Below are 13,279 nucleotides of genomic sequence, written 5' to 3'. Positions count from 1 at the left end.
TCTCGCAATCGTGCGCCTTAAATTGATTGGTTTTATTGGCTCTGAAAACATGCATATTGAAGTATCACGGGTATAGTAATGAGTTGGAGAAAGGAATGAAACTTAGGTTTACAGTGGGTGCATGCTTGCTATCGACAGTGATGGTTGTGCATGCGAGTGATGATAATATTGATTATGTTTGGGACTTTGGTGATGGGAGCAGCGCTAATGAAAAGTCACCTGAGCATGTTTATGCAGAGGTTGGGATCTATCAAGCTAAATTGATGGTCTTTCAGAATGATAAGTTAGTGGATACACGAGTCAATAGCGTTGATTTGATCACTCCCTTGATTAACCAAGTCACAATTGATTATGAGCTTAGCGATTTAAGTTTAGCGGCCTCGGCTATTCTTGATGCTAAGCAAGCGTTAAGCTTAACTCATCATTGGTTAATCGAAGACCAAACCTATGTGGGACCCAATGCCAATCATGTTTTTTTAAGCCAGGGAGAGTATTCGGTCAAGCTTTCGAGTTATTTTGATGAGTACTTGGTTCATGAGACACAGTTGAATATATTCGCTTCAGAACCAGAACCAGAACCAGAACCAGAAAAAAGCGGCGAAGGTGATTCAGGTGGCGCATTGGGGGTCGGAGTCTTTCTTCTTGGTATTATGCGTTTATTGGGTAAAAAGACTTAGGATCATTCAGTTAAAAAACCGACCTCGTTGGCGCAATAGCTCTCTGGTTAATGCGATGTGCGGGGTGAAAGCATCTCGTCCATGCAGCCAATAATGGTTATGAATAACCAAGATGCTGCCGACGGGGAGCGTAAGGGATAGTATGTTCTCGTCTTGTTCCAGTGAGATTTGCAGTTGATATAAAAATAGGGCTTGTTCTTTATTTTGGGGATAGGCAAATTGATCAATAAATGACAGTTGTGGCTTGCCGTGTTTATCTTCATCAATAAAAACGGGGTGAAACACATTATGTTGTACCTGTTTACTGGGAGGCGATTGCCATTGAAAGGGTGTTTTTGCGATTTTATGGTGATAAAAATGCTTAAGCGCTTGCCAATCATCGATATGCAGTAATGTTGAATCTCCGCCTATCGCATCTTGTTCTCCAATTTTCATCATCAAGACAAAATCTGTATTTTCATCGACATAAGTGCCATCGTTATGTAAGGTCAAAGGATGGTAGGCTTTTCTTAAATAACTGTCGTCATTGTCAGTGTGATTGATGATAAAGCGGGCATAAAACTTTCCCGACATGGCGTCGAAATTAGGTAAGCCAATTAAGTGTGAAATGGCGGTGGAGAGTTTGATATAGCAATCAACAGATTGGTTCTCTTGTTGTTCGAATTGCAGTAAAAATGCACCTTTATTGCGAGAGGTAATAATGTTTTTTAAGCAATAGCCTAATTGATTTTCACAGATATTATCGAGAATGGTTGCCAGCATAAACCTAAGGAATGGCGTGAATTCGATTGCTTGTACATTCCATTGTGTAGTTTGCTGATTAAAGGCCGTGATTATTTCATTATTAAGCGTAATAATTTGGATTCGCTGAGATCGACTATATTCTGTTAGGGTAAAAGGTGGCGTCTCAGAAATAGGCGTCATAGGGCTATCCGCATAAAGAGTTTTCATCTTCAGTATAGAGCAAATAAGGATTTTAGATGACCGATTAAAACCCAATAGTCGTTATGTGACCTAAAAATGATAATCGATGCCTAAGCTGACAATATTGTCATTGTTTAATATCACACGTTGGTTAGCGTCTTGGTAATGACCTTGATACAGAACATCAAGGCAATAAAGGCGAGTGGAGTGAGACAGTTGATAATCTGCACCGAGGGCTATTTGGGTTATGTTTACTTGTGAAAATGGACTTCGATTTACTTCGCTACCTCCCGTTGCATTGTAAAAATAATCACCTAGCCCCGATGTATCTATGCCGTATTCTGCGTTGAAGTGAAGGTTTTTGAGTGTGTAGCGAAGGTTTATGTAACCACTGCTTCCTTGCATGTTTTTTTCAGTGAGTATTTGACTCTGGGTATATTGATATAAATCACTTAGAGTGAATTGTCTCCACTTTACTTGGTTTACCCAACGAAAAGCATCAATATCGGCAATGCCCTTGCTATACCCCACAGCGCAATAATACGGGCGAGTGGTTAAATGAGGATCGTCTAAGCTGGTCGATAAAGCAAATTGGATATTCGATTGAGCGTCCTCTTCTTGATTCGCTGACATTAAGTATGTGCTATTAAAAGATAAGCCTTGCTCAAATTGTGGTGAGTAATAGTTGATACTATCACTGCTGCGTGTTTGGCCTGCAACCAAGTGCGTGATACTGGCATCGGTACTATGAAAAATATCCATATTGGTTGCCGTGGATTTAAACACGGTATTGTTACGCCCGACAAGCAGCGTTCCGAATGTATTGCTTATGCCTAAATAACGACTATTCGCTTTGATTGGGGTGGTGTTACCTGACTGGGTTGCGTTATAGACTTTAACGCTTATTTTATAGAGTAAATGCATATTCGCTGTTATTGCTTCACTCCCTTTAAGTCCTAAAGTGGTTGAGTTTTCAAGTGACGTTCCTGAGAGTTTACTCTTGGTAGCATAGGGTGTATTGGCGTGGCTAATGGCGGTATTGATACTACCAAATACATTAAGGCTACTTGCATGTGATGAAAACGGAATACAGAGAAGTAAGCCATAATTGAGTAAACTTTTTCGACGTAACATTTTTATTTAATGGTCTTTTCAAAGAAATTAGTCATATGCGTTTTTAAGTGGTAAATGTGTTAAGTATGTCTTTAAGGGTCATTGCTTCATTTGAAATAATGACCCTTAAAGACACTGGTTAATCTATCACGAATGAGAATTATATCCATTTTGATTTTTAGCGTATTAAACATAATTAACATCAGTTTATGCATTAGGCGATTAAAGATCTGATTTTTCAACTACTCTCTTTTAAAGGCGCGACTTTTAAATGTCATTAGATACGGCTGATGATGCCCTGTCTGATGTGAGTGGGAGGTGATGATGTACAGTGATTTATCTTTAACACATTTTATGAGCGGTTTGGAAAAACGCAATCCAGGCGAAGTGGAGTTCCATCAAGCGGTGTATGAGGTGGCAGAATCTGTTATTCCGTTTATTTTAGATAATCCCGTTTACCAAAAGGCGGCGATTTTACAACGTATGACAGAACCCGACCGAAGTATTATTTTTAAGGTGGTTTGGGAAGATGATGCCGGTAATATCCGCTTAAATCGAGGTTATCGTGTGCAGTTTAATAATTCGATTGGGCCTTATAAAGGGGGACTTAGGTTTCATCCATCGGTTAATTTAAGTATTCTTAAATTTTTGGGATTTGAACAAACGTTTAAAAATAGTTTAACCACGTTACCGATGGGAGCGGCTAAAGGTGGTTCAGATTTTAATCCTAAAGGGAAATCGGATCGTGAAGTGATACGGTTCTGTCAAAGTTTTATGACTGAGCTTTCTCATTATATTGGGCCTAACACCGATATACCTGCTGGGGATGTTGGCGTTGGGGCGAGGGAAATTAGTTTTATGTTTGGTCAATACAAACGATTACGCCATGAATTTACCGGAGCATTAACAGGAAAGGCATTGGAATTTGGGGGGAGTCTTATTCGCACTGAAGCGACGGGTTACGGTGCCGCTTTTTTTATGGAGGCCATGTTACAACATAGAGATGACAGTATTCGAGGGAAAAAGTGTGTGCTCTCAGGCTCTGGGAATGTGGCTTTGTATTGCGCCGAAAAAATTATACAGCTAGGCGGTAAGGTTGTTACACTCTCTGATTCATCTGGTTTTATTTATGATGAACAAGGTATTGATGCTGATAAACTGGCTTATCTCATTGAGCTTAAGACGCACCAAAGAGGTCGTATATCGGAATATGCTGAAAAGTATCGCTGTGATTATTTTCCAACACAGTCTCCTTGGAATATTCGTTGTGATTTGGCTTTTCCTTGCGCAACGCAAAATGAAATTGATAAAAAATCGGCCCATGCGCTAGTGTCTAACGGTTGTATTGCTGTCGCTGAAGGCGCCAATATGCCAACGACCATTGAAGCTATTAAGGTATTACAACATGCCAAATTATTGTTTGCGCCAGGTAAAGCGGCCAATGCCGGAGGGGTGGCATTATCGGGATTAGAGATGACACAGAACAGTGTCCGATTGTCTTGGAGTGCGACAGAGCTAGAAGATCGACTGGCCACAATAATGAAAGACATCCATAGGCAATGTGTTAAATACAGTGACGATGGGGATTATGTCAATTATGTGAATGGGGCCAATATTGCAGGCTTTATTAAAGTCGCTAACGCCATGTTGGCTTATGGGGTATGAGTATTAAACTCACTGCTGTGTTTTCTTCAATTGAAAACACAGCAACAAAAGTAATATCAAAATAACTTATATTAACAATATATTAATGCAATTTCATTCTTGGTCTGACGGCTCGCATGAGCTTTTCTGTTAGCCAAAGGGCGATAGTTTTGCTGGTGCCGTGAACCGCTCGTTGATGCATACGGTACAGTGATATATACACAAGACGAGCAAGCTTACCTTCGATAAACATGGTGTTTTTGGTTAAATTTCCCATTAAGCTGCCCACAGTACTGAACTTAGATAAATTCACCAAAGATCCATAATCGACATAGGTATAACTTTCTAGAGGCTTTCCTGTAAGCTCATTAATCAGATTATTTTCAACACATTTCGCCATTTGGTGTGCTGATTGGGCTCGCGGCGGCACAAAACTACCATCGGCTTGCTTGCAGGCACAGCAATCACCGATGACGTAAATATGATCATTGACCGTGCTTAGCAAGGTGTCTTTTACCATGATTTGATTGGCGCGGTTTAATTCAAATAGATTGATGTCTTTGATAAAATTAGGGGCTTTAACGCCTGCAGCCCATAACATCAAGTGTGCATCGATACGGGTGCCTTCTTTGGTGATAAAACCAGTTGCAGTGGCTTCACTGACACAGGTGTTTTCCAGCACTTTGACCCCAAGTTTGACTAATTCTCGTCTTGCCGAAGCGGCGATACGATCGGGTAGAGCAGGTAAAATACGTGGGCCGGCTTCAATTAAATGTATGTGCAGTCTATCGGCCGTCATTTTACTTAAGCCATAACTTTTGAGTAACTCTGTCACATGGTAAAGCTCTGCGGATAGCTCGACCCCCGTTGCGCCAGCGCCGACAATGGCAATATCGAGCCGAGTATTGGTATCTGATTGATGAATGCGAGTAAAGCTATCAAGCAGAGCGTGATGAAAGCGGTCTGCTTGCTGGTGAGAGTCAAGAAAGTAACAATGATCTCTCACTCCTGGGGTATTAAAGTCATTGCTGACACTGCCAATGGCGATAATGAGTTTGTCGTATTGGATATGGCGCTCGGGTAAGATTGCCATGTTGAGATCGTTAAAAATCGGCGTTAAGGTAATGCTCTTTTCATCGGCATCTAAGTGACAAAAAGTGCCTAATTGGAATTGGTATCCATGTTTGGCTGCATGGGCTGAATAGACGACACCATCTAAATTTGGATCCAGTGAACCCGTGGCGACTTCATGGAGTAAAGGTTTCCAGATGTGGGTGCGATTCTTATCGATAAGGGTAATGTTTGCTTTACCCTTTTTCCCCAGTTTGTGGCCTAATTGGGTCGCTAATTCTAATCCACCGGCACCACCACCAATGATCACAATATCAGGGATTGTTGAGTCCATATCTTCATTCTCACGTTGACTTACACTGGCGTGTACATATTGATGACATGTCACTTAAATTCAAACTGTTTTTCTTGGCTAGACGATCGAATGAAATTACCTACTATCTAGGTAAATTATTAACAAAATCAGATGGTTTAGGCTAACAGTATGTCTCATGTTGAGTAGCGAAATTCAAATGTCAAATCTTAGATTAATATTAACTCATCATTGTGAGCGAATACTCCATGATTGTAGGAGCCTACGCTGACTTGATTAATCAATATAGATTTATTGTTATTACGCACAACATTCACTCTAACAAACGAGCAAGCTTAATAAATTTACAATTTCATTTACGACAATATTCAATATATTACCTTGTGAAAATAGCCGTAAAGCTGCGATTGTTATAGTGCAATATATTCGGCTCAGTGTCACTAACATATTCGATTAATGTCGGATGCTTTTACAGCGAAATGGCCTATTGCTTAAGCGAGTATTTTAAGGCTAAATAGTGTTTAAAAAGTAGTCTTTATGTTGCTGTTAGGGACGATTTAGCTTTATTGAAGCGATAAGGAAATGTCATGATCGATAAAGAAATACCTGTTAATGGGCTGGCAAAGGCTGAGGATAGTACAGCAGATAGCGAAGTCGATAAGGAGTATTTGTCCCAAAGACAGTTGAAAAAGGGGGTCGCTGGCTGGATATTGCTGGCCAGTCTGGGGGTTTCCTATGTTATTTCAGGGCATTTTGCGGGCTGGAATTTTGGTATTGCTTCGGGTGGTTTTGGCGGAATGATGATTGCTGCTGTGATTATGGGCCTCATGTATTGGTGTTTAGTGCTAACGTTGGCCGAGTTGTCTTCTTCTTTACCGACGGCAGGAGGTGGCTACAGTTTTGCGCGGCGAGCGATGGGGCCATGGGGTGGCTTTTTAACGGGCACGGCTATTTTACTCGAATATGCAATCGCCCCAGCGGCGATTGCGATATTCATTGGGAGTTATTTTCAGGCATTAATGGGCATTGATGGCCCCGTTGTTTATGGCGTGTTTTATCTTATCTTTATCGGCATACATTTATGGGGGGCGGGTGAAGCGTTAAGGATAATGATGGGGATCACTTTGCTGGCTGTGATAGCCATAGTGGTGTTTATCACAGCCATGTTACCGCATTTTCAGTGGGCGCTTTTATTTGACATTGTGCCAAATGAACAGGCATTTGGGGCCAGTCGTTTTTTACCGGAAGGCATTGTTGGGATCTGGGCGGCTTTGCCTTTTGCCATGTGGCTTTTTTTAGCGGTTGAAGGGGTGCCCTTAGCGGCAGAAGAAGCTTCCAATCCAAGCAAAGATTTGCCTAAAGGCATAATTGCCTCCATGATTATCTTGATTTTTTTTGCATCAATGATTTTATTTTTAGCGCCAGGTGGTGCGGGTGCTGAATTGATGAAAGATCATGGGACGCCTCTTGTCGGTGCGCTGGGCTTCATTTATGGCAATGATTCATTGATCGCTAAATTTGTCAATGTGGTGGGGTTATGTGGATTGATAGCCAGCTTTTTTTCCATTATCTATGCGTATTCTCGGCAAATATTTTCTCTGTCTCGCGCAGGTTACTTACCGCGCTTTCTCTCTATTTCAGGTAAGCGAAAAGTCCCCGTTTGGGCATTGATTATTCCCGGTTTTTTGGGATTTCTGCTGTCTTTAACGGGAGAGGGAGACTTGATGATCACCATGGCGGTTTTTGGCGCAACGTTATCGTATGCCATGATGAGTTTATCGCACATTATTTTACGTTACAAAGAACCTGAACTTATCCGCCCCTATCGAACGCCTGGGGGGATAGTGACATCAGGCCTGACGCTTGTTTTGTCATTAATTGCACTGGCTTCAACGTTTGTGGTCAGTCTGCATGCTGTACTTTGGGCGGCTGTTTTCTATTGTATCATGCTGCTTTACTTTATTTTTTACAGTCGAAATCATCTAGTGTCTTCGGCGCCAGAGGAAGCTTTTGATACTGAATCATTACAGGCAAAGCAGCAATCATCAGGTAATAATAGTGCAATAGAAAGGGAGTTAACATGATTAATGCTCGAGAAGTCATAACGATTACGGATGCCATTGCCATTGTTGAGGAGCGAGGTTTAAGCCATGTAAAAGTGGGCTTATTTGATATCGATGGTGTCATGCGAGGCAAGTACATGGCGAAAGGCAAGTTCTTTTCTGCATTAGAAAAAGGCTTTGCATTTTGTGATGTGGTGCTGGGGTGGGACGTAAAAGATCAGTTATTGGATAATACTCAATATACCGGATGGCATACGGGGTATCCCGATGCCCCCGTGCGTATTTTACCCCATAGCTGCCGCGAGGTATTTGAAGAAGAAGGCATGTTGTTGTTTATCGCAGAGTTTGATGATAAAGCCGCGAAGATCTGCCCTAGGGGCGTATTATCTAAGGTCATTGATCAGGCTAAAGAGATGGGCTTTATTGCATTTGGCGCCTTAGAATATGAATTTTTTCTTTTTAATGAAACTCCTGAGTCTGTGAGGCTGAAAAATTACAGGGATCTGAATACGTTAACGCCAGATTGGTTTGGCTATTCGATGCTCCGAAACTCGGTTCATGCAGAGTTGTATCGAGATATTCTTGCCATGGCAGAAATGATGGACTTTCCGATTGAAGGGCTACATACCGAAACGGGACCTGGGGTGATTGAAGCGGCGATTGTGGTGGATGAAGTGGCAGCAGCGGCGGATAAGGCGGCGCTTTTTAAAACGTTTATGAAAGTCTTGGCGCAAAGGCGTGAGTTGATGGCAACATTTATGGCTAAATGGTCCGGTGATTTTCCAGGACAAAGCGGACATATTCACCTTTCACTGCAGCACATTAATGGAACATCGGCATTTTTTGATCCCGCTCAACAATATAATATGAGCAAAATACAGAGATATTTTCTTGCGGGGCAGCAAAGGCTCATGCCAGATTTTTTGGCGATGCTTGCACCAACGATTAATAGCTACACTCGTATGGTTCCCGGTTTTTGGGCACCGACTCAAGCGACTTGGGGAGTCGAAAATAGAACGACGGCTTTGAGAGTGATCAGCGGCGCTGAAAAATCCCAACGTATTGAATATCGTTTGGGTGCGGCCGATGCGAATCCTTATTTAGCCTTAGCGGCAGCTTTAGCCAGTGGTCTATACGGCATAATGAACCAGTTAGAGCCCCATAAGCAAGTAAAAGGCAATGCGTATGAGCAGGAACAGCCAGATACGTTGAATTTACCGACCAGCCTTTGGGATGCTGCGCAAAAATTAAGGCAGTCTTCTGCCGCGAAAATGTTTTTTGGTGAAGAGTTTGTGACTCATTTTGCCAATAGCCGAGAATGGGAAGAAAGAGAATATCGAAAACATGTTTCAGATTGGGAAATGAGCCGCTATTTTGAAATAATTTAGTGTTGTATATTGCTGTTTATTTATATTCTTAAAGCAGTGATAATTAGTTGAATGGATTGCTGAGCAAGGAGTGCTTTATGTCGAGTAAAAATCAAGCTATTAATCATAAAATACAAGAAACTATTTCCCCGATAGATAGTCAGGTTTATGTGACTCGTCCATTAGCGAGCAAAGACGATATTAGTGAGGTTGTAGAGCAAGCCAATATGATGCAAAAATCTTGGGCTACTCTCCCTCTCGCTGATAGAAAGCTGGTGTGCGTGAAAGCCATTGACATTCTTATGAGCCAAAAGAAAGTCCTCGCTAATGAATTGTGTTGGATGATGGGACGGCCTATTCGATATTGTGAAGGTGAGCTTAATGGACTGGATGAGCGGGCACAATATTTGCTGCAAGTGTCTGATCACGCTTTGTCTCCTGTTGTTATTGCTGAAAAAGCGGGATTTACCCGATATATTAAAAGAGAAGCTTTAGGCGTTGTTCTCATTATTGCCCCTTGGAATTATCCTTATTTGACGGCGATCAATAGTCTTATACCGGCGTTGCTTACAGGCAATAGCGTTATCATAAAGCACTCAGCGCAAACCCCGTTATGTGCGGAGCGATTGGTGAGCGCTTTTGAAGCGGCGGGAATGCCAAAAGGTATTGTTCAATTTTTACATACGAGTCATGAAAATACATTAGCGTGCATAACGAAAGAAGCCATTCATCATGTGGCGTTTACCGGATCGGTTTTAGGCGGTAAAAAAGTGGAACAAGCGGCTGCGGGGCGATTTTTGAGTGTTGGGCTTGAGTTAGGCGGTAAAGATCCAGCCTACGTGCGCCAAGATGCGAATATTGAAAAAGTGGCGGAGATTTTAGTCCAAGGGGCTTTTTTTAATTCAGGGCAATCATGCTGTGCGATCGAACGTATTTATGTTCATGAGAGAGTATTTGATTTATTTTTAGCGACATTTGTGCAATGGGTATTACACTATCAATTGGGACGTTCAGATGATAGCGATACGACGTTAGGACCCATGATCAGCACTTTTGCGGCAGATGTGGTTCGTGCGCAGATACACGAAGCCATCGCGTTAGGCGCGGTGACCCATATCGATGAGAGTTTGTTTCCGTTAAGCCAAGCGGGGACGCCCTACCTAGCCCCTCAAGTGTTGACACAGGTCGATCATCGTATGCGCCTTATGACTGAGGAGTCTTTTGGTCCCGTTATTGGCATACAAAAGGTGAAAGATGATAATGAAGCGCTTTGTTTGATGAATGACAGTGAGTTTGGTTTAACTGCGGCTATTTTTACGCAAGACATCGAAACAGGTGTGGCTTTAGGGGATAAGGTTGATACGGGCACTTTTTTTATTAATCGATGTGATTATCTCGATCCGGCGCTTGCTTGGACGGGCGTGAAACAATCGGGAAGAGGTTGCAGTTTATCCGTATTGGGATTTGAGTCGGTGACTCGACCTAAGTCTTATCACATTAAACATAGATGATATTGGCTTTATAATGTAAGGAGGAAGCATTGATATTAGACGCACATTGGCACTTCCCAACGGATATCAGAGTCGGTGCAGGGTGTTTATCATTTATCGCTGAATATTGCCAAGCGTTAAAGATCACCAAAGTGTTACTCGTTACCGACAAACAATTAGCGGCTTTTCCTATGGTTAAGCAAGTTAAAGCTATTTGTGCTGCAAGCAATATTTTTTGTGATGTTTTTTCTCAGGTTGAATCCGATCCCACCGATAACGATATTGCGCTTGGTGTTGACACGGTGAACAAGGGTAGTTTTGATGGCATTATTGCGCTAGGGGGCGGGGCGAGCTTAGATGCCGCTAAAGCGATAGCCTTAAGTGCGAAACAAACGCTCTCTTTGTGGGAAATGGAAGATGTGGAGGATAATTGGACCCACATTCAAGCCGAAAAAATATTACCCCTGATTGCGATACCGACAACGGCAGGAACTGGCTCTGAGGTTGGGCGCGCTGCAGTGATCACCGATACTCAGGGCGCACATCATTGCAAGCGTATTTTGTTTCATCCCCAGTTAATAGCGGATCGAGTATTACTCGATCCGCTATTGACCATAGGGCTGCCTGCTAATATTACTGCAGCGACAGGGATGGATGCATTGTCACATCTTTTGGAGGCCTATTGCGTGGCAGGTTACCACCCTATGGCAGAAGGTATTGCAGTTGAAGGCATAAAGCGGATTAAGCGGTTTTTACCTATTGTGTTTCATCAAGGTCAAAACGTTGAAGCCAGAACCCAAATGCTGGTGGCATCTTGTATGGGAGCAACGGCATTTCAGCGAGGGTTAGGCGCTATGCATGCGCTGGCACATCCACTTGGTGCGCTTTATCATAAACATCATGGACTATTAAATGCGATCTTAATGCCTTATGTATTACGCCTAAACCGAACTGCTATAGAAGATAAAATGACTTATTTAACCTTATGTTTAGGGTTTGATGACCCGAGCTTTGAACATTTTCTGTCTTGGATATTAGCCTTAAGAAAGACGCTTGGGATCCCACAGACCTTAGCAGAGATAGGCATAGAGAGTCATGATGCTAAACTTGTTGGCAAAATGGCTGCTTGCGACTCTGCGGCAGCGGGGAATCCTATTCAATTGCATGCGGATCAGTACGCCGCGTTGTTTATTGATGCGGTTAAAGGCGTTGCATTTGAAGGCGAGTGTTAATGTTTACGGGTTAATAAACATGAATAAGGAATTGACATGAAGATAGGCATTTTACAATGTGATGATGTGAGGGCATATTTACAAGATGAATTTGGCAATTATCCACAAATGTTTATCCATTTATTTGCAGCATTGAATTTATCCGAGGTGCCTTCGTTTGTTTTTTATCGTGTGATGGATGGCCAATATCCACAACATATGGATGACTGTGATGGCTATATAACTACGGGATGTCGATGGAGTGTCAATTATGATGAACCTTGGGTTCATGCTTTTTATATGTATATTAATCAACTTCATGTGGCGAAAAAAAAGTGTATAGGGATTTGTTTTGGTCACCAAATGATGGCCAAAGCATTGGGTGGGGAAGTTGCACATTCTCCTAACGGCTGGGGAGTAGGGGTAATGACTAGCCAGCTGTTGCAGCCAATGCCATGGATGGCTAGAGGTGTAGATGACATGTCTGCTTTTGCGCTGGTGATGAGTCATCAAGACCAAGTGATTAAATTACCTGAAGCGGCGAAAGTGTTGGCTGGGAGTAATTTTTGCCCCAATGGTATGTTTCAAATAGACACACATTTTTTAGGTATACAAGGTCACCCTGAATTTAGTAAGGGTTATTCATCTGCATTAATGCTGGTTCGTGCAAAAAGTATTGGCGAGAAGCGATTAGCACAGGGTCAATTGTCATTAAACCAAGAAACAGATGAACTTTGGATAGGGCAGTCCATGATTAACTTCTTATTGTCATAAAAAGTTAATCATGGAGCTTACCTTTGATGTCATCAGACCCGTTGCATAAGCGAGCTGCAAAGTGTTGCAAATTTTTTATTTTAAGGCTCACGTTTAGCGTAGCCATGACCTTTTTCTATGCCTAAACAGTCTTTACCGACAAACATCCAAGTGAGTTGCTCACCATTTAATGTGTATTCATAGACGTATTTTCCTGGGCATTTAGGCGCGGTGTTTCTCCATTTTACTTTGAACGTCATCGGCGTCGTTTTCATGCCTTCCCCTTTTTTTGCCACCCCGGTTGCGGCCATGTATTTCCCCATGATCATTTGCCCGTTCTGTTTTAAGGTCATGGTGATATTGGTTGGCCCTTTTATCTTACTGGCGTAATTAACGCCAACCCAACGACCAGTGACATTCATTTCATTGGCGATAGCGGTGCTAGAGGCGAATAATGCGCATAAACTCACAATAGTGATGAGCCTTTTGATTATCATGGATGTTACCGGCATGATTTTTATTAACATGAGGATGTCCTTAATTGATTCATAATGATGAGAATAGATTACTGTCCATAAACTGTTGATTGATTTAACGGTTGACAGAAAACCCAACTTATCTTGATTTGTTTAAAGTTTAGTTAAGAACGGGGG

General features: G+C 42.1%; 11 protein-coding genes. 7 read left to right on the top strand and 4 right to left on the bottom strand.

The features are described 5' to 3' along the window. Window positions 1-95: 95 nt before the first annotated feature. Entirely contained in the window at window positions 96-677 is a 582-nt protein-coding gene (locus L2764_RS10760; protein ID WP_248940218.1) for a PKD domain-containing protein, read from the top strand. Window positions 678-683: 6 nt separating this feature from the next. Here L2764_RS10760 and glaH read toward each other — a convergent pair whose 3' ends face one another. Together glaH and L2764_RS10750 are read right to left on the bottom strand one after the other, a co-directional pair. Beyond that, window positions 684-1,601 carry a glutarate dioxygenase GlaH gene (gene glaH / locus L2764_RS10755; RefSeq protein ID WP_248940217.1) on the bottom strand — a complete coding sequence of 306 codons (918 nt, stop codon included), beginning with the start codon at window positions 1,599-1,601 and terminating at the stop codon, window positions 684-686. Window positions 1,602-1,691: 90 nt separating this feature from the next. Next, the gene (locus L2764_RS10750) at window positions 1,692-2,735 is read right to left on the bottom strand and encodes a porin (protein ID WP_248940216.1); all 1,044 of its coding nucleotides are present in this window, start codon (window positions 2,733-2,735) and stop codon (window positions 1,692-1,694) included. Between the two features lie 303 nt (window positions 2,736-3,038). Here L2764_RS10750 and gdhA point away from each other — a divergent pair, with 303 nt between their 5' ends. Continuing rightward, entirely contained in the window at window positions 3,039-4,379 is a 1,341-nt protein-coding gene (gdhA, locus tag L2764_RS10745) for an NADP-specific glutamate dehydrogenase (protein ID WP_248940234.1), read from the top strand. Window positions 4,380-4,461: 82 nt separating this feature from the next. Here gdhA and L2764_RS10740 read toward each other — a convergent pair whose 3' ends face one another. Beyond that, complete coding sequence (locus L2764_RS10740) at window positions 4,462-5,763, bottom strand: NAD(P)/FAD-dependent oxidoreductase (RefSeq protein WP_248940215.1); 1,302 nt, start codon at window positions 5,761-5,763, stop codon at window positions 4,462-4,464. A 566-nt stretch (window positions 5,764-6,329) separates the two neighbouring features. On the opposite strand from L2764_RS10740, the gene eat reads away from it, so the two are divergent. The 5 genes from eat to L2764_RS10715 all read left to right on the top strand — a co-directional run bounded on the left by eat (window position 6,330) and on the right by L2764_RS10715 (window position 12,647). Continuing rightward, on the top strand, window positions 6,330-7,826 hold the full coding sequence (eat, locus tag L2764_RS10735) for an ethanolamine permease (protein WP_248940214.1): 1,497 nt from the start codon (window positions 6,330-6,332) through the stop codon (window positions 7,824-7,826). Continuing rightward, window positions 7,823-9,193, top strand: coding sequence for a glutamine synthetase family protein (locus tag L2764_RS10730; protein ID WP_248940213.1), 1,371 nt, complete (start codon window positions 7,823-7,825; stop codon window positions 9,191-9,193). Before eat ends, L2764_RS10730 begins: the two co-directional genes overlap by 4 nt. 77 nt (window positions 9,194-9,270) lie before the next feature. After that, window positions 9,271-10,683, top strand: coding sequence for an aldehyde dehydrogenase family protein (locus L2764_RS10725; RefSeq protein ID WP_248940212.1), 1,413 nt, complete (start codon window positions 9,271-9,273; stop codon window positions 10,681-10,683). 29 nt (window positions 10,684-10,712) lie between these two features. After that, window positions 10,713-11,894, top strand: a complete 1,182-nt coding sequence (locus L2764_RS10720) for an iron-containing alcohol dehydrogenase (RefSeq protein WP_248940211.1) — start codon at window positions 10,713-10,715, stop codon at window positions 11,892-11,894. A gap of 36 nt (window positions 11,895-11,930) precedes the next feature. After that, on the top strand, window positions 11,931-12,647 hold the full coding sequence (locus L2764_RS10715) for a glutamine amidotransferase-related protein (protein ID WP_248940210.1): 717 nt from the start codon (window positions 11,931-11,933) through the stop codon (window positions 12,645-12,647). A gap of 80 nt (window positions 12,648-12,727) precedes the next feature. Here the strand turns inward: L2764_RS10715 and L2764_RS10710 are convergent, their stop codons facing one another. Next, complete coding sequence (locus L2764_RS10710) at window positions 12,728-13,153, bottom strand: hypothetical protein (protein ID WP_248940209.1); 426 nt, start codon at window positions 13,151-13,153, stop codon at window positions 12,728-12,730. Between the last annotated feature and the right edge of the window lie 126 nt (window positions 13,154-13,279).

The sequence above is a fragment of the Shewanella surugensis genome (assembly GCF_023284005.1).
Taxonomy (GTDB): domain Bacteria; phylum Pseudomonadota; class Gammaproteobacteria; order Enterobacterales; family Shewanellaceae; genus Shewanella; species Shewanella surugensis.
The sequence above is the reverse complement of the archived record's forward strand: the minus strand, read 5'-3'. Positions and strand labels throughout refer to the sequence as shown.